The organism is Streptococcus sp. SP1, from assembly GCF_030440005.1.
Lineage (GTDB): Bacteria > Bacillota > Bacilli > Lactobacillales > Streptococcaceae > Streptococcus > Streptococcus parasanguinis.
This window is the reverse complement of sequence record NZ_JAQFJJ010000006.1, coordinates 26358-46966: the sequence shown is the minus strand read 5'-3', so window position 1 is coordinate 46966 and position 20609 is coordinate 26358. Positions and strand designations below refer to the sequence as shown.

Genomic DNA, 20609 nt, shown 5'->3' with positions numbered 1-20609 from the left:
AGAAAAAAGCTTGAAGTACAAGGACTTCAAGCTTATTTTTTATCTCATAGTCACAAATTCTTCGGATCCAGTTGGGTGAATGGCGACAGTCGCATCGAAATCGGCTTTTGTCGCTCCCATCTTGATAGCAACTGCAAATCCTTGGATCATTTCATCCACTCCGTAGCCAAGACCGTGAAGGCCAACGACTTTTTCTTCTGGTCCTGCAGTGATGAGTTTAAATTTTGCTTGCTGGCGGTGTTGGGTAACAGCGGTGTACATGGAAGCAAATTGAGAAGTATAGACTTTGATATTCTCTTTTCCATAAGTTTGCTGGGCTTCTTCCTCTGTTAAGCCAACGGTACCGATAGCAGGGTGAGAAAAGACAACGGTCGGGATACTTGTATAATCCATTTTGGCATTGACTTTTCCATTGAATAGTCGTTCAGAAAGAGTGCGTCCAGCTTTAATAGCGACAGGGGTTAATTCTTTTTCTCCTGTGACATCGCCAAGGGCATAGATTCCTGGAATAACTGTATTCTGGTATTCGTCCACTGCAATGAATCCTTTTTCATTTAAGGTGACACCTGCAGCTTCCAAATTGAGATCCTGGACGTTTGGTTTTCGTCCTGTTGCCCAGATGACATGTTCAGCTACATGGCTGGTCATATCTTCAAAATATATCTTCACACGACCGTCTGCTAATTTTTCAAGCTTCATGGGAACCTTATGTTTGTGAAGTGGAAGGTTTTGTTTTTCCATTTCTTCCATTAAACCATCGACAATATAGGAATCAAAACTACGTAAAACCCGATCTTTTCGGATGAAGAGGTCTGTTTGAACGCCTAAATGGTGGAGCACACCGGCTAGTTCCACCGCGATGTAGCCTGCTCCAATAATGGCAACGGAACTTGGCAGTTCTTCCCAAGCAAAGACATCATCAGAAGTTTCGCCAAATTCAGCTCCAGGAACAGAAGGAATAAAGGGATGGGCACCGGTCGCAATCACGATATGTTTGGCCTTAATGGTTTCCCCATTTACCTCAATTGTATGAGAATCTACAAAACGGGCACGTCCTTCAATTCGTTCAACCCCATTGCGTTTAAAACTGCCATCATAGGAATTACGGGAACGGTCAATATAGGCTTCGCGATTTTTTCTTAAGGTTGCAAAATCAAATCTGGTTTGTTCAGAAGTAAATCCATAGTCTGGTCCATAATCGCGAATAGCTTCTGCAATTTGTGCACCATACCACATAATTTTTTTAGGCACACATCCTCTGTTGACACAGGTGCCACCCAGTTGTTTTTCTTCAATGACGGCAGCCCGAGCTCCGTGCTCCCCAGCCCGGTTCATCGTAGCGATTCCTCCACTACCTCCACCAATTGAAATAATATCAAATTCTTTCATGTTTTCCTCCTAAATGGGATTTCAGTTTGATTGTAATATCAACTGTTACAAAAGTCAAGGGTTTAGCATGTTACCAAGCATTTAAATTTCATTTTGCCGTGTCAGTTTTAGATAGAAAAGTAAGGAAATATGGTATACTATGGTATAGAATAAAACGCTTTCTTTGATGGAGAAAAACGATGAAGAAATTGAAAAAATGGCAACTATTTACAGCTGCAGGTGCAGCAATTGTGGTGATTGGAACAGGAAGTGTGATGATGTTTTCGCACCCAAGTACTCCTGATCAGGCAATCACGAAAGAAACTCCAATGGTGCAAACGGTCAAGGATGGCTCGATCGCTTCTTCGGTCTTGTTAACTGGGAAAGTCACTGCCAATCAGGAACAGTATGTCTATTTTGATGGAACCAAAGGGGATTTGCAGTCGATTTTGGTCAATGTAGGAGATCAAGTAACGGCCGGTCAGCCAATTGTTCAGTATAGCAGTACAGAGGCCCAAACCGCTTATGATGCAGCCGTTCGTGCTGTCAATAAGGCAGATCGTCAGTTAAATGACTTACTGACAAATGGTGTGACCATTGATACGACAGGCGATGAAGAAGCAGATGCCAAATCGGCTTCGCAGACCCAACGAACAGTCGATTCCCAAGCTAGCGATTTACGAGATGCCAAGTTGGATGCGGTCGATAATATGAACAAGGCTAAGGCTCTTCTGGATGCGACGACGGTCAAGAGTAACACAGATGGCACTGTAGTCGAAGTTAATAAAGATGTTTCAAAATCGACTACAGGGACCAATCAAACTCTGGTTCACATTGTGAGCAACGGAAATTTACAAGTCAAAGGGGAATTGTCTGAATACAATTTGGCCAATATCTCTGAAGGTCAGGAAGTGGTCCTCACTTCCAAGGTTTATCCGGATAAAACCTGGACAGGAAAGATTTCTTATGTAGCGAACTATCCGACCGACTCGGGTCAAGCAGGTGCCAATGCAGCAGGTGGAACACAAGGAAGCGGTGGAGCCAAGTACCCATTCACAGTGGATATTACCAGTGAGATTGGGGAACTCAAACAAGGTTTTTCTGTCAATATTGAAGTCAAAAGTTCTACTCAACATCCCCTTGTTCCCGTGACAAGTGTCATGGCTGATGGGGACACGAGTTATGTATGGACGGTCGAAAATGGCAAGGCTAAGAAAGTAAAAGTGACGCTTGGTAACGCCGATGCTGAAAACCAGGAAATCTTGTCAGGCTTGAAGAAAGATGCTCAAGTTATTGTGAATCCTAATGAGAAACTGGAAGATGGAAAAGAGATCGGAAAATATGACAAAATTGATTGAACTAAAAGGAATCAATAAAACCTATAAAAATGGAGACCAAGAACTTCGTGTCTTAAAAGACATCGATTTAGAAGTCGAAGAGGGCGAGTTTGTGGCCATTATGGGCCCATCAGGCTCAGGGAAATCGACCTTGATGAACGTCATTGGCTTGTTGGACCGACCGACCAGTGGAGAGTATTTCCTAGAAGGCCAGGAAGTTGGAAACCTCAGTGAGAAAAAATTAGCACGTGTTCGAAATGAACAGATCGGTTTTGTCTTTCAACAATTCTTTCTTCTCTCTAAGCTCAATGCCTTTCAAAATGTGGAACTGCCTCTCATTTATGCGGGAGTTCATCCTGCTAAACGGAAGGAATTAGCTGAGCAATACCTTGAAAAGGTAGAGCTCCATTCTCGCATGCACCATTTGCCTTCAGAGCTCTCAGGAGGTCAAAAACAGCGGGTTGCTATTGCTCGAGCCCTTGTCAATCAGCCAGCCATCGTCTTAGCAGATGAGCCGACTGGAGCCCTAGATACCAAGACGGGGGAGCAAATAATGGACTTGTTAACCAAGCTAAACCAAGAAGGAAAAACCATTATCATGGTTACACACGAGCCAGAAATTGCAGCCTTTGCGCATCGTCGCATCGTCATTCGTGATGGAGTGATCTCCTCAGATAGCAAGCTGGAAAGGGGGACCTAATGCAAAATTGGAAATTTGCGATCAGCTCGATTATGAGTCATAAATTACGGTCTTTCTTGACCATGGTAGGGATCATTATTGGGGTTGCTTCTGTCGTTGTCATCATGGCTCTGGGAGATGGTATGAAAGCTGGTGTCACCAAGACTTTTACCAAGGACCAAGAGTATGTACAAATCTCTTATTCTCCCAACAAGAGTGGCTATGTGACAGGAATCAATATTGGCCCTTCTGAAGATACAGGTGAGGGTGGAGGCGAAAGTGGCCCTGCAGCTGAAGATCGAGGGATGGCTGCTCCTTCGGATATCGATGGGGAAAATGCTGAAGATATTGATGGTCAAGTCCAAGAAGCACCACCAGTTGTGCAAGAATCTTGGGTTAAGGAATTAACCAAGATTCAAGGCATCGATGGTTACTATGTTGGCAATACCTCCAATGCAACCATTGCTTTTCAAAAGAAAAAAGCAGACGGGGTGAACATCCAAGGAGTAAATGAGACCTATTTTTCTGTCAAAAAGGTTGAGCTCTTATCTGGACGAAAATTAACCCCTTCAGACTATAGTAATTTCTCACGGGTGGTGCTCCTTGATGAAGGATTGGCCCAACAATTATTTGGAACGGAGAATCCGCTGAATCAGGTGGTCTCTGTTGGGGACAACAATTATCGCGTCGTTGGAATTTTCAAGGATCCAAATGCAGGGACAGCTCTCTATGGAGCTTCCTCAGGTGGAAGCGCCTTGATGGCCAATACTCAGCTGGCCTCTGAATTCGGAACAGATGAAATTCAAAATATTGTCGTCCACGTTCCAAATGTGAAAGAAATCAAATCTGTTGGGATCGAAGCTGCTCAAAAGCTAACAGAGCTATCAGGTGTTCGCCAAGGGGAATTCCAAATCTTTAATTTGGATAGCATCCTAGAGGAAACCAACAAAGTAGTAGGAATTATGACGACAGTGATCGGTGCCATTGCAGGGATTTCTCTCTTAGTTGGTGGGATTGGAGTCATGAATATCATGTTGGTTTCTGTCACAGAGCGGACGAGAGAGATCGGTCTTCGCAAAGCATTGGGAGCAACCCGAGGTAAGATTCTGGTTCAATTTTTGATTGAGTCGATGGTCTTGACTATCATTGGTGGGCTGATTGGACTTGGCCTTGCTTATGGTGTGAATAGCTTGATTACTACACTCGCAGCAGCCTCCCTAGAAGGACCACCGATTATTTCCTTAAATGTCGCTATCGGCAGTATTATTTTCTCTGCTTTTGTAGGCATTATCTTTGGAATTTTACCAGCGAATAAGGCTTCTAAGTTAAATCCTATCGAAGCCCTTCGTTATGAATAAAAAATAGGAGCGAGTCAGGATGAATGGTTCAAGATTCTCCACGCTCCTTTTTGATGCTGTTGTGGAATAGCTTGTCGAAATTTTTCAATCATCTCGCCCTGTACAGGTTAAACAGTTTAAGCAGTCAACGACAGTTTTCAGATATTATTTGAGTATAGCTTCGAGAGGTTACATTTTACCTAGCCTTATTTTTGTTTAATTGGCAAATATTAGTGAATTTCTGGTCTAAATATGATAGAATAGGGAAGAATAACTTAGGAGGTTCCAAATGACTACTGAACATATGGAAGAATTAAATGACCAGCAGATTGTCCGTCGTGAGAAAATGGCGGCCCTTCGTGAACAAGGAATCGATCCATTTGGGAAGCGATTCGAACGTACTGCAAATTCAGGTCAATTAAAAGAAAAATATTCAGAATTAGATAAAGAACAACTCCACGACTTGAACGAAACAGCTATTATTGCAGGTCGTCTTGTTACCAAACGTGGAAAAGGAAAGGTTGGCTTTGCCCATCTTCAAGACCGTGAAGGTCAAATTCAGATCTACGTTCGTAAGGATGCTGTTGGAGAAGAAAACTACGAGATCTTCAAAAAAGCAGACCTTGGTGATTTCCTTGGAGTTGAAGGGGAAATCATGCGCACAGACATGGGTGAACTTTCGATTAAAGCAACTCATATCACTCACTTGTCAAAAGCCCTTCGTCCTTTGCCTGAAAAATTCCACGGACTTTCAGACGTTGAAACCATCTATCGCAAACGTTATTTGGATTTGATTTCAAACCGTGAAAGCTTTGAACGCTTTGTAACCCGTTCAAAAATCATCTCTGAAATCCGTCGTTATTTAGACGGTCAGGGATTCCTTGAAGTGGAAACACCAGTGCTTCACAATGAAGCTGGGGGTGCGGCTGCCAAACCATTTATCACTCACCACAATGCGCAAAACATTGACATGGTGCTTCGTATCGCGACGGAGCTTCACTTGAAACGTTTGATTGTTGGTGGGATGGAACGCGTATACGAAATCGGACGGATCTTCCGTAACGAAGGAATGGATGCCACTCACAACCCTGAATTCACTTCGATCGAAGTGTATCAAGCTTACGCTGACTTCCATGATATCATGGACTTAACAGAAGGCATTATCCAACATGCTGCGAAAGCGGTCCATGGTGATGGTCCAATTGACTATCAAGGAACAGAAATCAAAATCAACGAACCTTTCAAACGAGTTCACATGGTTGATGCAATTAAAGAAATCACAGGTATTGACTTCTGGAAAGACATGACCTTTGAAGAAGCTGTAGCACTTGCAAACGAAAAACATGTACCAGTTGAAAAACACTACACAGAAGTGGGACAAATTATCAATGCCTTCTTCGAAGAATTTGTTGAAGAAACCTTGACGCAACCAACTTTTGTTTATGGTCACCCAGTAGCAGTGTCACCTTTGGCTAAGAAAAATCCAGAGGACCCACGCTTCACTGACCGTTTCGAACTCTTCATCATGACCAAAGAGTATGCCAATGCCTTCACGGAATTGAATGATCCGATCGATCAATTGCAACGTTTTGAAGCGCAAGCGCGTGCGAAAGAATTGGGAGATGACGAAGCTACAGGCATCGACTATGACTACGTTGAAGCCCTCGAATATGGTATGCCACCAACAGGTGGACTTGGAATTGGTATTGACCGTCTCGTTATGTTGTTGACAAATGTAACAACAATTCGCGACGTCCTTCTCTTCCCAACTATGAAATAAGCTAAAAGAAAACACTGATCGCAAGATCAGTGTTTTTTAGTCTTCCATATAAGAAGTGTCGTTCCAAGTGTCTAAGTGATAGTGCTCAAAATCATCTGTTGTCAAAATCGTCACGCTGGCATTGTCTAGTCCGCCATTTTTGCGGAGTTCTCCAGTTTCATAACCAAGCAAGGTTCGAATAGAAGCTGTCAAATTAGCTCCGTGTCCAACGATGAGAACAGTATCGAGCTCTTTTCCTTTCAGGCTTTTTACAAAATCACAGGTACGTTTAGTCGTTTCATAGACAGATTCTGCATCAAAGATTTCATTTTGAAAGCGAGCGAGGTTATGGCGAAAGGCATCCATTTGTTGGGGATAGATAGCTGAAATGGTAGAAATTTTAGCCCCTTCCAGTTTTCCCAAATTCCACTCACGTAGAGCAGGCGTTGCTTGCAATTCTAGAGGAGTCTCCAATTGATCGAGGATGATCTGTGCGGTATGGACTGTTCGTGGCAGATCACTTGCAAAGGCTGCATCAAAAGGAACACTAGCTAGGTGCTTTCCTAATTTTTCAAGCTGATGAATGGAGGCTGGTAACAGCGGAGAATCGCCATTTGATCCCTGAAAACGTCCCTCTTCATTCCATTCTGTCCGTCCGTGTCGAATAAAATATAGTTTCACAATCTTGGCTCCTTCTCTGTCTTTATTCCAAAATATCTGCAAAAGTCGCTTTAACGAAGTCTGCTAGAAGTTGTGGTTTGATTTGAATACTATGGCCGATTTCCCCAGCAGATACGATCATGGTTTCTAACTGAAGGGCAGATTCATCGATAAAGATAGGAAAAGGATGCTTTTGACGAATGCCTACCGGATTATTGGCACCATGAATATAACCTGTTGTTTTTTCGAGATCCTTTTGAGGAATCATTGCCACTTTCTTATTTCCCGATAATTTGGCCAATTTTTTCTCTGAAAGATGCTCCGTGATAGGAATGATCCCAATCACTGGACCCGTTTTATCTCCTTTGAGAGCTAAGGTTTTGAAAATAGTAGAGCGATCAATACCTTCTGGTAAGATCCCTTCTAAAGCGTTGATTTGTAAGCCTATGTGCTCAATTTTTGCTTTTGTCAAGATCTGTTCGACCAAGGTTTTTTTTACTTTATTTTTTTTTGCCATGGCTTTCTCCTTTTCTCTTTTTCTCTACAAAATCAGATTTCATTAGACCATTATAACATATAATAGTGGCAATATTGCTTTCTCCTAAAAAATAGAAAACAGCAGAAAAAGTGAAGATCACTTGATCTGCTGTTTTAAGGCTATGAGGAAGAGCCATCTTTTTGTACCTTGAATAGTTTCCGATAAATCGCTTCTTGGTCTTGCGTCGGAGCAATTTGGTTGAGATCCAAGTAGTGTGAGAATCCATTTAATTGCCCTTGAGAGGTATATTGATGCAAGTCATATTCCGTATTGGTATCTGGCGCAGCATTATAATAGCCATCATCAAATCCATATGTTGGAATCCAAAGAGCAGTAAATTTATCAGTGGAGATACTGTGTTCTTCCATGAAGTAGGTTCCGATATAGATTCCAATATTTTTTGCACCAAGAGCTTGTAGTTTTGCTCGGAAGGCTTCAACACCTGCATTCATATCCTTCATAGTTTTTTCCTCAACGTCTAACCAATAGTAGGTCGGCTTGTAAGGAGAAGCAGCCTTGTAAAATTCTTCTGCTTCTTTTTCCATTTCTTTTTTATCCTTAGCAGCGACATAAGCATAGACTGCGACAGGGATATTTCGTTTTTGGAATTCTTGGATATGGGTTTTAAAAGATTTATCCAGACCATTTAAGTAGGTTGCTGCATTTTCCTTTTTAGCTTGGGCTCCACTATGAACGCGAACAATCACACCTCCCACATTTTGGGAGAGGACATCGTAATCAATTTCGCTTGGTAATTGCCAGCCCGAGATATCAATGATTGGACGGCCAACCAGTTCTGGATTGATGTCTTCTTCTTTTTTTGAAGAAGAGCTTGCAGTAGTTGTTTTTCGAGGTGTATTGGAGTTCGGAATGGTTTTGGTTGTTTCTTGTCGCTCTCTTGCTTGCAGATCGGCAATCGTTCGTGAAAGAACGAGAAAAGAAATGATACCGATAAAAAAGACCAAGAGAACAGCGGGTTTTATCCTTTTTCTCATACAGAAACATTTTACCGTAAAAAAAACGAAAAGGCAAAACTTAATGCTTAAAAGATGCTGATTTCAGCCATTATTTTCTAAAAAAAGGAATATTTTCATCGAAAAAGGATAAAAATATATGAAAATAAGAAGAATCAATAGAATATTACTTAAAAATAGAGAAGAAGCCGAATCTTTTCTGGCCTTTCCTTGGTTTTGCTTCTTAAAAATGATATAATGAAGGTTGAACATTAGGAATATGGTGAACTATGAAAATTGATAAAAGACATCTTTTAAATTATTCCATCCTCATTCCCTATTTGATTTTATCCATCATTGGTTTGATTGTAGTCTATTCGACAACAAGTGCCTTAGCGATTCAAAGTGGAGTGAGTTCGATCCGGATGGTGCGGACGCAGGGGCTCTTTTTTATCCTCAGTCTCTTGACCATTGCATTGATCTACAAGTTTAGTTTAAACTTTCTTCGAAATAAGAAAGTTTTAGCTGTTATTATCTTTATTGAGGTAATTTTGTTACTTCTTTCAAGGTTTGTTACTGATACGGTCAATGGGGCTCATGGTTGGTTGACAATTCCTGGAGGCTTCAGTATCCAGCCAGCGGAGTACCTTAAGGTTATTTTAGTCTGGTATTTAGCTTTAATTTTTTCTAAACGGCAAGATGAAATACGTGACTATGATTATCAAGCCTTGACCCATAATGAGTGGATTCCTAGGAATTTAACTGATTGGCGTTGGTTGACTTTGATTCTCATTGGAATCGTTGCTATTATGCCCGACTTAGGAAATGCAACCATCTTGGCTTTAACGGTCTTGATTATGATTACGGCTAGTGGAGTGGGGTACCGTTGGTTCACTTCTCTGCTTGGTTTAGTCGTTAGTGGATCGGCGATTATTCTTGGTTCAATTTGGATCATTGGTGTGGACCGTGTCGCTAAAATTCCTGTTTTTGGTTATGTAGCCAAACGTTTTAGTGCCTTCTTCAATCCATTTAATGACTTGACTGGTGCAGGTCACCAATTGGCCAATTCCTATTATGCCATGAGTAACGGTGGATGGTTTGGATTAGGCCTAGGAAATTCAATTGAAAAGCAAGGTTATCTACCTGAAGCACACACTGACTTTGTATTTGCGATTGTGATTGAAGAATTAGGTTTTGTTGGAGCTAGCTTGATCCTTGCACTCTTATTCTTCTTGATTCTTCGAGTGATCTTAGTAGGAATTCGAGCAAAAAATCCTTTTAATTCTATGATGGCCATTGGTATTGGTGGCATGATGTTGGTGCAAACCTTTATTAACATCGGAGGAATTTCGGGTTTGATCCCATCTACTGGGGTAACTTTTCCTTTCTTATCCCAAGGAGGGAACAGCTTATGGGTCTTATCTGTAGCTATTGCTTTTGTTCTTAACATTGATGCTAGTGAAAAAAGACTAAGAATGAAGCAGGAAGGAATTCTTTTTGAGGAGAAGGGTAAAATTAAATCTTATTACTAAATTTGTATTTGCTAGACTACGATCAATAAGACTACGATCAATAAAGGAGAAAAAATGGTCTTACAAAAATTAGAGAACTTTAGAAATAAAGACATTGTCAAAGAAGAAGCCGAAATTCTAACAGATCTATTGGATGATATTACTAAAAATCTTGTTTGTCCGGAGACATTTGAAAAAATTTCACAATTAAAGGATCTATCGAAAACAAAGAATTACCGTGACTTGAACCAATTAGTAGAACAATTGTCTAATGAAGAAATGACGGTAATCTCACGCTATTTTGCGATTTTACCACTGTTGATCAACATCTCTGAAGATGTCGATTTAGCTTATGAAATCAATCATCTTAATAATGTGGATGGCGATTATCTTGGGAAACTTTCTTCAACGATTAAAGAAGTTGCAAAAAATGAAGATGCACAAGAAATTTTAGAAAATCTAAATATTGTACCCGTTTTAACGGCCCATCCGACTCAAGTGCAAAGAAAGACCATGCTGGATTTGACCAATCATATTCATGCTTTACTTCGCCAACATCGGGATGTTAAAGCAGGATTGATCAATGAGAATAAGTGGTATAATAACCTTCGTTGTAATATTGAAATCATGATGCAAACGGATATGATCCGTGATAAAAAATTGAAGGTGACAAATGAGATCACCAACGTCATGGAGTATTACAATAGTTCCTTCTTACAAGCTGTTCCAAACCTCGTGTTGGAATACAAACGTTTAGCAAAAGAACATGGTTTAGAGCTCGAACAACCACATCCAATTACAATGGGAATGTGGATTGGAGGAGACAGGGATGGAAATCCTTTTGTGACGGCTGATACTTTAAAACGTTCAGCAACCATTCAAAGTGAAGTAATTTTGAACTATTACATTGAAAAGATTTCTAAATTATACCGTCATTTCTCACTTTCTACTAGTCTCTCTAATACTAGTGAAGCGGTAGCTGAGATGGCTGCCTTGTCAAGTGATACGTCAGTCTTTCGCGAAAAAGAACCTTACCGTCGTGCTTTCCACTATATCCAATCAAAATTGATCCAAACCTTGGTTAACTTAAAAGAATGGACTATGGTTGGTGAAACAAGGGAAGACCGCTATGCGGTAGAGAGATTATTGGGAGCAAGTAATCACCAACAAGGGCCCGTTTCTGATTATATTGGTAATCGGATTTCAGGCGCCTTAAAAGAGATTTCTGCTAAAGAATCTCCAGCTTATGCGTCCGCTCAAGAGTTTAAAGAAGATCTTGAAAAGATTAAAGATTCCTTGTTAGAAAATAAATCAGAGTATTTGATTTCCGGTGAGTTTGCAGAACTCCTAGAAGCTATCGATGTCTTTGGTTTTTACCTTGCATCTATTGATATGCGCCAAGATTCTAGTGTGCATGAAGCCTGTGTGGCAGAATTGCTGAAATCAGCAGGGATTAATGATCATTATTCAGATTTATCAGAGGACAAAAAGTGTCAGATTCTCTTGAAAGAACTCTTAGAAGACCCACGTATTTTATCAGCAACCCATGCCGATAAATCTGAGTTGCTTGAAAAAGAATTGGCGATTTTCCAGACAGCGCGTGAATTGAAGGATCGCTTGGGTGAAGAAGTTATCCGTCAAAACATCATCTCCCATGCAACAAGCGTATCAGATATGTTGGAACTGGCAGTGATGTTAAAAGAAGTGGGCTTAATTGATACTGAAAAAGCACGTGTGCAAATTGTTCCATTGTTTGAAACAATTGAAGACTTGGATCATTCAGAAGAAACCATGAGAAGCTACTTGTCACTTCCAATCGCTAAACGTTGGATTGCTTCTAAGAATAATTACCAAGAAATTATGTTAGGTTACTCTGATTCCAATAAAGATGGTGGTTATTTGTCTTCTTGTTGGACCCTCTTTAAAGCTCAACAACAATTGACCGCAATTGGAGATGAGTTTGGAGTGAAGATCACTTTCTTCCATGGCCGTGGTGGTACCGTTGGCCGTGGTGGAGGTCCTACTTATGAAGCCATCACGTCTCAACCATTGAAATCGATTAATGACCGAATTCGCTTAACTGAGCAAGGGGAAGTAATCGGAAATAAATATGGAAATAAAGATGCCGCTTATTACAACCTTGAGATGCTCGTCTCTGCAACCATTAACCGAATGATTGCCGAACAAAAGAGTCCATTCTCTATGTTCGATCGTTTCGGGGAAGTCATGGATAAAGTAGTGAATCGTAGTTACGATATCTATCGTGATTTGGTCTTTGGAAATGAGCACTTCTATGACTACTTCTTTGAATCAAGTCCGATCAAGGCTATTTCTAGCTTTAATATTGGTTCGCGTCCAGCTGCTCGTAAGACCATTACAGAAATTGGTGGTTTACGTGCGATTCCTTGGGTATTCTCCTGGTCACAAAGTCGTGTGATGTTCCCTGGTTGGTACGGAGTAGGTTCTAGCTTTAAGGAATTTATCGATGAGGATCCTGAAAATATTGAAACTCTTCGATACATGTATAAAAACTGGCCTTTCTTCCAATCTCTCTTGTCAAATGTGGACATGGTCTTATCAAAAGCCAATATGGATATTGCCTTTGAGTACGCGCAGTTGTGTGAAGAAGAAGAAGTGCGCAATATTTATCAAATTATCTTACATGAATGGCAATTGACGAAGGATATCATCTTGATGATTGAGGAACAAGACGAGTTGCTCGCGGAAAATCCTTATCTGAAAGAAAGTTTGGATTATCGGATGCCGTACTTTAACGTCTTGAACTATATTCAGTTAGAATTGATTCGACGTCAACGGACCGGCCAATTACCAGCCGATCAAGACAAGCTGATCCATATTACTATCAATGGAGTGGCTACAGGATTACGAAATTCAGGCTAAAAGATCGGAACAATTGTTCCGATTTTTTCTGCTCTGGAAGGAAGTGATAGAAGATGATTAACGAGCTTGAATAGCAGATTTTAATGGGAATTTTCAAAGCTTGATCAAGATCTTTCTGTAAGATGACAAAATAAAAGAAAAGAAGAGGAATAATTAAGAAAATATAGGTAAAAGGCTTGCAATTTTATCTAAAATTCGATAGAATAGTAAGGAAAGTTAGACTGTATTGCCTACTGTCTATCTATAAAATATATTTTATTGGAGGCTTTTACTCAAATGGCAAAAGAAAAATACGATCGTAGTAAACCGCACGTTAACATCGGTACAATCGGACACGTTGACCACGGTAAAACTACCCTAACTGCAGCAATCACAACTGTTTTGGCACGTCGCTTGCCTTCATCAGTTAACCAACCTAAAGACTATGCGTCTATCGATGCTGCTCCAGAAGAACGCGAACGCGGTATCACTATCAACACTGCACACGTTGAGTACGAAACTGCTAAACGTCACTACGCTCACATCGACGCTCCAGGACACGCGGACTACGTTAAAAACATGATCACTGGTGCCGCTCAAATGGACGGAGCTATCCTTGTAGTAGCTTCAACTGACGGACCAATGCCACAAACACGTGAACACATCCTTCTTTCACGTCAGGTTGGTGTTAAACACTTGATCGTCTTCATGAACAAAGTTGACTTGGTTGATGATGAAGAATTGCTTGAATTGGTTGAAATGGAAATCCGTGACCTTCTTTCAGAATACGATTTCCCAGGTGATGACCTTCCAGTTATCCAAGGTTCAGCTCTTAAAGCTCTTGAAGGTGACTCTAAATATGAAGATATCATCATGGAATTGATGGATACTGTTGATGAGTACATCCCAGAACCAGAACGCGATACTGACAAACCATTGCTTCTTCCAGTCGAAGACGTATTCTCAATCACTGGACGTGGTACAGTTGCTTCAGGACGTATCGACCGTGGTGTTGTTCGTGTCAATGATGAAATCGAAATCGTTGGTATCAAAGAAGAAATCCAAAAAGCAGTTGTTACTGGTGTTGAAATGTTCCGTAAACAACTTGACGAAGGTCTTGCAGGGGATAACGTTGGTGTGCTTCTTCGTGGTATCCAACGTGATGAAATCGAACGTGGACAAGTTATCGCTAAACCAGGTTCAATCAACCCACACACTAAATTCAAAGGTGAAGTTTACATCCTTACTAAAGAAGAAGGTGGACGTCATACTCCATTCTTCAACAACTACCGTCCACAGTTCTACTTCCGTACAACTGACGTAACTGGATCTATCGAACTTCCAGCAGGAACTGAAATGGTAATGCCTGGTGATAACGTGACTATCGACGTTGAGTTGATCCACCCAATCGCCGTTGAACAAGGTACTACATTCTCAATCCGTGAAGGTGGACGTACTGTTGGTTCAGGTATGGTTACTGAAATCGAAGCTTAATTCGATCTAGTTCCCAGATTAACAATTATATAGACAGACAGAAAACCCCGTGAAGACGGGGTTTTTATTTTGGTAAAAAGTAAAATGAGCTTGTGCAACCTTTCATTATGACGAAAATTATGGTAGAATAGATAGTATAAAATTAGAAAAAAGAGGTATGTGAAATGTCACGTAAACCATTTATCGCTGGTAACTGGAAAATGAACAAAAATCCAGAAGAAGCAAAAGCATTCGTTGAAGCTGTAGCATCAAAACTTCCTTCAGCTGACCTTGTTGAAGCTGGTATTGCAGCTCCTGCAGTTGACTTGACTACAGTACTTGCTGCTGCTAAAGGTTCGAACCTTAAAGTTGCTGCCCAAAATACTTACTTTGAAAATGCTGGTGCCTTCACTGGTGAAACTAGCCCACAAGTTTTGAAAGAAATCGGTACTGACTACGTTGTTATCGGTCACTCAGAACGTCGTGACTACTTCCACGAAACTGATGAAGACATCAACAAAAAAGCAAAAGCAATCTTTGCGAACGGTATGCTTCCAATCATCTGTTGTGGTGAAAGCCTTGAAACTTACGAAGCTGGTAAAGCAGCAGAATTCGTAGGTGCTCAAGTTTCAGCTGCTCTTGCTGGATTGACTGCAGAACAAGTCGCTTCAACAGTTATCGCATATGAACCAATCTGGGCTATCGGTACTGGTAAATCAGCTTCACAAGACGACGCACAAAAAATGTGTAAAGTTGTTCGTGACGTTGTAGCTGCTGACTTTGGTCAAGAAGTGGCTGATAAAGTTCGTGTTCAATACGGTGGTTCAGTTAAACCTGAGAACGTTGCTGAATACATGGCTTGTCCAGACGTTGACGGAGCTCTTGTAGGTGGTGCATCACTTGATCCAGAAAGCTTCTTGGCATTGCTTGACTTTGTTAAATAATGACATATAAAAAGGCGAGAGGTTTCTCGTCTTTTTTTATAGAAGAAAAGACCAGCTTCAAAGCTGGTCTTTTGAGTTAGGAACGTCCTAATAGTTTCTTAATGAGAGAAATCATTTTGTATTTCAGAGGATTTGGGTAATAACGGAAGGTCCCCATCTTACGGACGATGTAGCCATTGAAGTTCTGTTTGAAACGAAGCACACCGTCTGACCCGTCAAAGATTCCTTGAATACCCAGGAAGTTATATTTTGGGATACCACGTTTGATGGTTTCAAGCATCATATATTCTTGGAGAACAGCAGGAGCATAGAACTTATTAAATTCTGTATAAGAGCCACTGAATAAATAGGTGGATTCTTGTGGCATATAGACGAAGAGGCTACCTGCAAGAATGACGTCTTGATCTCCATATTTTTCAATATATTCCTTTGCTTCATTAATCCGAATGGAAAGTTTACTTATTTGCAGATTTAATTGTGATATTTGTTTATTTACTTTCGCAGAATTAATACCTGATGAAACTTTTTCTATTAGAGGGTTAATTTGAGATTGAAGATCATTATGTTTTGATTGTAATATTGCTAGATAGTGTTCGAAATTCAGTGTCGCAATCATAAATTCCACTTTGTCGCCAAAACTATCATAGAAGGTTTGGTAATAATCTAAGGTCTTATCTTGATAGTCTCGACGGTCACTGGTAGAAGAAGTAATTTCCTTGAAGAGCTGCAGTTCATCTCTGTTTAACCGTTTCAATTGAATGCCAAAAGCCTTAGCTTTCTTAACAAGTGGCTTTCCTTTTTTACTGAAGCTCGTAAGAAGATTTTTTTCGGTGATGCCCTCCATGTCTTTTACATAATGCCAATCAGGTTCTCCTCCTGGATAACCTGTTGTTAAACCATCATGCTGATAGCCCAATTTTTTAAGGGTATCCATGAAATGGGTTTGCTCTTCACTGGTTGGATTGCCGTCACTGTCAAAAGTTTGATAGGTATCATAGGGCTTAATAACGAGTTCAATAGCTCCATTTTCTTTCGCATAGTCTTTTAAAGCTGCATAGAAGGGTTCTAGCATAGCCTCCTCTTGGTAAAGGGGGCCAGAATTGATTTCCATATGGAGACCACCTGTCATAGGAAGACTGTACAAGATCGCTGCCACTTGGACTTGATCTTCTTGTTTCCAAGCGATAAATTGGACCGTGTTTCCTCGCTTTTCAAGCAGATCTGCCATTTCAGCAGACTGGATAAAAGAGCGATGGGAGACAGTATTTGCGAATGAGGTAAATTCTTCTTTTGAAATTGTCGTAAGAGTCATGTAACTTATTTACTCCTTAATTTTTTCCGGACCTTGTAGACTTTGTTTACAAGTGGATAGAGTGGACTGGTTGGGAGGTTGAATTCCCCAACAAATTCTTCAATGACAGGATTAAATTTTGATTTGAAATGATAGAGACCACCATCGAGTGAATTTTCAATGCCCCCCATATTTTGCCAAGAAGCACCACGGTCGAAAGCGTGTTGGGCAGTTTCATACCAGGTGAGGATAGCAGGTTGGTAACGGCGGAATTCTTCATCCATCCCTGCATAAACATTTTCAGACGTCCCACCGAATTCAAGGGTTAAGGTCCCAGATAAAGGAACAACCTGTCTACCTGCTTGGAGATGCTGTTCAAGAAATTGCAGTTCTTCCTCTATCCGCTCTTTTTCTTTTTGGTTATTCTCAACCTTGCCAGGCTTTGTTTTTTCTGTGAATTTTTCAGCCTCTGCCTTGTTTTTTTCAAGATCTTTTATAAGGGAGGTTTTCCGTTCCTCGAGATCTAGAGTAGACAAAGTAATGTAGGATTGTCCTTGGTAGGTAGTGAGCAGTTTTTCGTAGTAGTCTTTTCCACGTAAATGAATGCTTTTACGAGCCTCAGTCTTTTTCATGAGAGAAGCAAAGTCCTTCAACAATTCAGTCCCGCCAAATTGGACATGGATCCCTTTGTTTCGAGCAGTTCGGATGGCTTGTCGAGTAGATTTTGAAAGATCTTGCTCAGTGAAAAACTCTTTGTGGATATTTGCTTGAAAGCGTGGTTGGATATTTTCTGCCATATCACTGGTTCGGCCAGTCCATTCAACCCCTTCTTTAGTTAAGGTGTCGATCATCGCTTGCACAGCAGGAGCTTGCGTCTGTTCTTGTCCAATCAAATGTTTACTCAAGAAAAGACTTGGATCAAATTTCACAAACAAGGCCTTGTATTGTTTGGCAATTTTTTTAAGAGACTGGATCACATAGGAAACCAGCTCTTTGTTTTGGTAATTCATGATTGGGCCTCGAGGAATGTAAAGCATGGAAAAGCCAAGTGGCAGGGGTTGAATCAAGATGCTAGCAACAGCGACTAATTGGTCTTCTTGATAAAAACCAACCCGTTCATTTCCCCAATTATCTTTGATTTTTGCCCATGAGCTGCTTTGTAAGAGATTGGTTTGTTCACTCTGAATAACAAAGTCATCATGCTCACTAGCTGAAATTCCTAGCTGGTAATGGTACATTTCTTATAATACCCACTTTCTAATGGCGTATGCAACGCCAGATTCATCATTTGATTTGGTAATAGTTGTAGCAATTTTTTTAAGAGCTGGATTGCCATTCTCCATAACGACGGCATGTCCCACGACTTCTAGCATGGAACGGTCATTTTCCTCATCTCCGATGGCCATGGTTTCTTCTTGCTGAATTCCAAGTCGTTCAGCTAGATGAAGAACAGCTGATCCCTTATTGGTTGTTTTCCCTAGAATTTCTAAATAAAAAGGGGCTGATTTGACCATAGTGAAGCGATCCTTGAATTCTTTAGGGATTTTTGCAATCGCAGCATCTAGAATATCTGGTTCATCGATATACATGGCCTTGACAAATTCTTTCTCACGAACTTCTTCAGGCGTCTGGTAATAAACGGGCATATTGACCAGTTGAGATTCATGAATGGTGTAGCGTCCGATATCGCGATTGCTGGTATAGATGCCGTCTTTTGTAATGGCATGAGAGTGGATTTGGAGTTTGTTAGCAAGAGCCTCGATATCGAGATAGTCCTCATAATGTAAAAGGTCTTTGATGAGTTCTTTTCCCGTAGCGGTTTCTTGAACCAGACCGCCATTAAAGGTAATGACATAGTCTCCAGGATCCATCAGATGGAGTTCGTTTAAGAGTTTTGAAACGCCTGCAATGGGACGTCCAGTTGTAATGACAATTTTGACTCCCGCAGTCTTTGCATCTTGAATAGCTTGAAAAACATCTGGTGTGATCTCTTTTTTTGAATTGAGAAGTGTACCATCGATATCGATCGCAACTAATTTAATGGACATCCGTCTCTCCTGTAAAATAATCATTGGTGATGTAGGAAGTGAATTCCTCTACTTGCTTACTGAAAAGTCCATTAACCTCCAGCATTTCTTTTGGGAAATAGAAGCGGTTGTCCCCATAGCGAGTTCCTGCTAAAGCAGCGACGAGTGGAGACAACTGAGACAATTCAGCGAGACTCCCATCTTTTCGAATCATCTCGATCTGGGTCCGCGGTTTTTCAAGCTCTGGTCGATAAATATCGTAGGGCAGGTCGAAATTTTGATGAATAGCTGTGTAGTAGGTAGGATTAAACCCAACCTCTTTAATCAATTTTTCAAGGATTGCTAAGTCTTTTCGCTTATCTTCTGTAAATAGAATCGATTTAAAGACTTTCCGATTAATATAGCGCTGAGCAAGATCAGACAGGATGGTATCTGGACTATCCATCCAGACTTGGAAATAGGTATTCATCACACCGTCATCTAGGTTTAGGTAGTCTTGAATGGTGACCTCTTCTTCAAAAAATGGAATCAAGCGAGGTGAAGTCAGTTGAAAATACTCTTTCTGATCTGGATAAATGGTTCTGGCGCGTTTGAGTAGATTTTGAAGGAGGACTTCCATGGCACGAGTAGCCGGGTGGAAGTAGACCTGCATATACATTTGGTAACGGCTGACCACGTAATCCTCGACAGCATGCATGCCATTTTGTTGGAAGGCAATGCCATTTTCAATCGGTCGAATGACGCGCAAAATACGGGTCAAGTCAAATTTTCCATAGGAAGCACCCGTAAAGTAGGCATCTCGTAGCAAATAATCCATCCGGTCCACATCAATTTGACTAGAAATCAATTGCACCACTTGTTTATTGGGGTAGGTATGATCAATGACGCTGGCTACACGATTTGGAAAATCAGGTGCTACCTGTAAGAGGATCTGATTGACCTCCGTCTCTGGACTGGTGATGATCAGCTGGGTCATTTTTTCATGATCCGTCCCAAAGAGTCCTTCGAAGGTATGGGAATAGGCACCATGTCCAATGTCATGAAGAAGAGCAGCTGTCATGGTCAGTAAGTTTTCATCAGAATTCCATTGCTCTGCATACTTTTCCTCAAAAATAGACAGAATGCGTCTTGAAATTTCATAGGCACCAAGACAGTGAGAAAAACGACTATGCTCCCCACCGTGGAAGGTAAATCCAGATGTCCCTAGTTGTTTGATGCGGCGTAGTCGTTGAAATTCTTTACTATTTATTAATTGATAAATGATGGGATGATCCACATGAACGTAATCATGCACAGGATCGCGAAAGACTTTTTCATTCATGGGTCTATTATAGCAAAAAAAAGCCTATTTTGCGATCTAGAGGCTAACGGGGGCAGTCAAAATACGTAAAATTTGATAAAATAGTTAAGTAAGGAAAGAATAAGAAGGAGACAAAGATGCAGATTCGAATTCAAAATACCATTCGATTTGGAGAAGAAATGGAAATCGTTGATCAGTACTATCAAGGAGAATGGAAGGAAAAAGCAGGTTTTCAATATCTCTTGTATACCAATGAAGAAGATGAAAAGGTTGCTTTGAAATTTTCCAACGATGAATTGATCATGACACGATTCTCAAGTCCTAAATCCATCATGCGTTTTTATAAAAATGAAGATGGTGGGGCAATCATCCCAACTCCAATGGGTATTCAGCAATTTTTGATTACAACAGACCTCTTTCAATTAGAGGAAGGGAATTTGCAGCTCTCTTATCGCTTATTAACTCTCGATGGAGAGCAGGAATTTGCCAATTACCAATTATTGGTTGAATGGGAAGAGTAGGCCTCATCAATTATTAGAGGTCTTGCTTGCT

The 20609-nt window shown here is 40.7% G+C and carries 17 protein-coding genes; 9 read left to right on the top strand and 8 right to left on the bottom strand.

Features of this window, described 5'->3' with window-relative positions:
• Positions 1-39: 39 nt before the first annotated feature.
• Complete coding sequence (gorA, locus tag PCY07_RS04410; protein WP_301355434.1) at positions 40-1389, bottom strand: glutathione-disulfide reductase; 1350 nt, start codon at positions 1387-1389, stop codon at positions 40-42.
• Between the two features lie 179 nt (positions 1390-1568).
• Here gorA and PCY07_RS04405 point away from each other — a divergent pair, with 179 nt between their 5' ends.
• The 4 genes from PCY07_RS04405 to lysS all read left to right on the top strand — a co-directional run bounded on the left by PCY07_RS04405 (position 1569) and on the right by lysS (position 6501).
• Positions 1569-2726 (top strand): efflux RND transporter periplasmic adaptor subunit, encoded by a 1158-nt coding sequence (locus PCY07_RS04405; protein WP_049488871.1) that lies wholly within the window; start codon positions 1569-1571, stop codon positions 2724-2726.
• Positions 2710-3405 carry an ABC transporter ATP-binding protein gene (locus PCY07_RS04400; RefSeq protein ID WP_003002759.1) on the top strand — a complete coding sequence of 232 codons (696 nt, stop codon included), beginning with the start codon at positions 2710-2712 and terminating at the stop codon, positions 3403-3405. The genes PCY07_RS04405 and PCY07_RS04400 overlap by 17 nt, the downstream gene beginning before the upstream one ends.
• On the top strand, positions 3405-4742 hold the full coding sequence (locus PCY07_RS04395; protein WP_003016034.1) for an ABC transporter permease: 1338 nt from the start codon (positions 3405-3407) through the stop codon (positions 4740-4742). Before PCY07_RS04400 ends, PCY07_RS04395 begins: the two co-directional genes overlap by 1 nt.
• A 268-nt stretch (positions 4743-5010) precedes the next feature.
• A complete protein-coding gene (gene lysS, locus PCY07_RS04390) occupies positions 5011-6501 on the top strand; it encodes a lysine--tRNA ligase (RefSeq protein ID WP_301355429.1) in 1491 nt (496 codons plus the stop codon).
• A 36-nt stretch (positions 6502-6537) separates the two neighbouring features.
• On the opposite strand, the gene PCY07_RS04385 is transcribed toward lysS, so the two are convergent.
• From PCY07_RS04385 to PCY07_RS04375, 3 genes are all read right to left on the bottom strand, one after another.
• A complete protein-coding gene (locus PCY07_RS04385; RefSeq protein WP_151191498.1) occupies positions 6538-7161 on the bottom strand; it encodes a histidine phosphatase family protein in 624 nt (207 codons plus the stop codon).
• Positions 7162-7183: 22 nt separating this feature from the next.
• On the bottom strand, positions 7184-7657 hold the full coding sequence (locus PCY07_RS04380) for an aminoacyl-tRNA deacylase (protein WP_049488869.1): 474 nt from the start codon (positions 7655-7657) through the stop codon (positions 7184-7186).
• 140 nt (positions 7658-7797) lie between these two features.
• Positions 7798-8673 carry a GH25 family lysozyme gene (locus PCY07_RS04375; RefSeq protein WP_003016027.1) on the bottom strand — a complete coding sequence of 292 codons (876 nt, stop codon included), beginning with the start codon at positions 8671-8673 and terminating at the stop codon, positions 7798-7800.
• Positions 8674-8921: 248 nt separating this feature from the next.
• On the opposite strand from PCY07_RS04375, the gene PCY07_RS04370 reads away from it, so the two are divergent.
• The 4 genes from PCY07_RS04370 to tpiA all read left to right on the top strand — a co-directional run bounded on the left by PCY07_RS04370 (position 8922) and on the right by tpiA (position 15439).
• Positions 8922-10163, top strand: coding sequence for an FtsW/RodA/SpoVE family cell cycle protein (locus PCY07_RS04370; protein WP_013903874.1), 1242 nt, complete (start codon positions 8922-8924; stop codon positions 10161-10163).
• Between the two features lie 54 nt (positions 10164-10217).
• A complete protein-coding gene (ppc, locus tag PCY07_RS04365) occupies positions 10218-13043 on the top strand; it encodes a phosphoenolpyruvate carboxylase (protein ID WP_049498647.1) in 2826 nt (941 codons plus the stop codon).
• A 276-nt stretch (positions 13044-13319) separates the two neighbouring features.
• Positions 13320-14516: an elongation factor Tu gene (gene tuf / locus PCY07_RS04360; RefSeq protein WP_003002543.1), complete on the top strand. Its 1197-nt coding sequence runs from the start codon at positions 13320-13322 to the stop codon at positions 14514-14516.
• 164 nt (positions 14517-14680) lie between these two features.
• The gene (tpiA, locus tag PCY07_RS04355; protein WP_003002560.1) at positions 14681-15439 is read left to right on the top strand and encodes a triose-phosphate isomerase; all 759 of its coding nucleotides are present in this window, start codon (positions 14681-14683) and stop codon (positions 15437-15439) included.
• A 76-nt stretch (positions 15440-15515) separates the two neighbouring features.
• Here the strand turns inward: tpiA and PCY07_RS04350 are convergent, their stop codons facing one another.
• The 4 genes from PCY07_RS04350 to PCY07_RS04335 are packed head-to-tail and all read right to left on the bottom strand — an operon-like array spanning position 15516 to position 20078.
• Complete coding sequence (locus PCY07_RS04350; RefSeq protein ID WP_049497423.1) at positions 15516-16751, bottom strand: aminoacyltransferase; 1236 nt, start codon at positions 16749-16751, stop codon at positions 15516-15518.
• 5 nt (positions 16752-16756) lie between these two features.
• Complete coding sequence (locus PCY07_RS04345) at positions 16757-17968, bottom strand: aminoacyltransferase (RefSeq protein ID WP_049497426.1); 1212 nt, start codon at positions 17966-17968, stop codon at positions 16757-16759.
• Between the two features lie 3 nt (positions 17969-17971).
• Positions 17972-18778 carry a sugar-phosphatase gene (gene yidA / locus PCY07_RS04340; protein WP_049497428.1) on the bottom strand — a complete coding sequence of 269 codons (807 nt, stop codon included), beginning with the start codon at positions 18776-18778 and terminating at the stop codon, positions 17972-17974.
• Positions 18768-20078 (bottom strand): HD domain-containing protein, encoded by a 1311-nt coding sequence (locus PCY07_RS04335; RefSeq protein WP_013903868.1) that lies wholly within the window; start codon positions 20076-20078, stop codon positions 18768-18770. The genes yidA and PCY07_RS04335 overlap by 11 nt, the downstream gene beginning before the upstream one ends.
• Before the next feature lie 116 nt (positions 20079-20194).
• On the opposite strand from PCY07_RS04335, the gene PCY07_RS04330 reads away from it, so the two are divergent.
• Positions 20195-20578, top strand: coding sequence for a DUF1934 domain-containing protein (locus tag PCY07_RS04330; RefSeq protein WP_301355419.1), 384 nt, complete (start codon positions 20195-20197; stop codon positions 20576-20578).
• The last annotated feature ends 31 nt before the right edge of the window (positions 20579-20609 follow it).

What these genes read in the sequence shown, in the direction of transcription:
- lysS (WP_301355429.1), top strand. Translation starts at nt 5,011, where the DNA reads ATGACTACTGAACATATGGAAGAATTAAATGACCAGCAGATTGTCCGT.
- PCY07_RS04370 (WP_013903874.1), top strand. Translation starts at nt 8,922, where the DNA reads ATGAAAATTGATAAAAGACATCTTTTAAATTATTCCATCCTCATTCCC.
- PCY07_RS04375 (WP_003016027.1), bottom strand. Translation starts at nt 8,673, where the DNA reads ATGAGAAAAAGGATAAAACCCGCTGTTCTCTTGGTCTTTTTTATCGGT.
- PCY07_RS04400 (WP_003002759.1), top strand. Translation starts at nt 2,710, where the DNA reads ATGACAAAATTGATTGAACTAAAAGGAATCAATAAAACCTATAAAAAT.
- yidA (WP_049497428.1), bottom strand. Translation starts at nt 18,778, where the DNA reads ATGTCCATTAAATTAGTTGCGATCGATATCGATGGTACACTTCTCAAT.
- tpiA (WP_003002560.1), top strand. Translation starts at nt 14,681, where the DNA reads ATGTCACGTAAACCATTTATCGCTGGTAACTGGAAAATGAACAAAAAT.
- PCY07_RS04345 (WP_049497426.1), bottom strand. Translation starts at nt 17,968, where the DNA reads ATGTACCATTACCAGCTAGGAATTTCAGCTAGTGAGCATGATGACTTT.
- PCY07_RS04405 (WP_049488871.1), top strand. Translation starts at nt 1,569, where the DNA reads ATGAAGAAATTGAAAAAATGGCAACTATTTACAGCTGCAGGTGCAGCA.
- PCY07_RS04335 (WP_013903868.1), bottom strand. Translation starts at nt 20,078, where the DNA reads ATGAATGAAAAAGTCTTTCGCGATCCTGTGCATGATTACGTTCATGTG.
- ppc (WP_049498647.1), top strand. Translation starts at nt 10,218, where the DNA reads ATGGTCTTACAAAAATTAGAGAACTTTAGAAATAAAGACATTGTCAAA.
- PCY07_RS04395 (WP_003016034.1), top strand. Translation starts at nt 3,405, where the DNA reads ATGCAAAATTGGAAATTTGCGATCAGCTCGATTATGAGTCATAAATTA.
- PCY07_RS04350 (WP_049497423.1), bottom strand. Translation starts at nt 16,751, where the DNA reads ATGACTCTTACGACAATTTCAAAAGAAGAATTTACCTCATTCGCAAAT.
- tuf (WP_003002543.1), top strand. Translation starts at nt 13,320, where the DNA reads ATGGCAAAAGAAAAATACGATCGTAGTAAACCGCACGTTAACATCGGT.
- gorA (WP_301355434.1), bottom strand. Translation starts at nt 1,389, where the DNA reads ATGAAAGAATTTGATATTATTTCAATTGGTGGAGGTAGTGGAGGAATC.
- PCY07_RS04380 (WP_049488869.1), bottom strand. Translation starts at nt 7,657, where the DNA reads ATGGCAAAAAAAAATAAAGTAAAAAAAACCTTGGTCGAACAGATCTTG.
- PCY07_RS04330 (WP_301355419.1), top strand. Translation starts at nt 20,195, where the DNA reads ATGCAGATTCGAATTCAAAATACCATTCGATTTGGAGAAGAAATGGAA.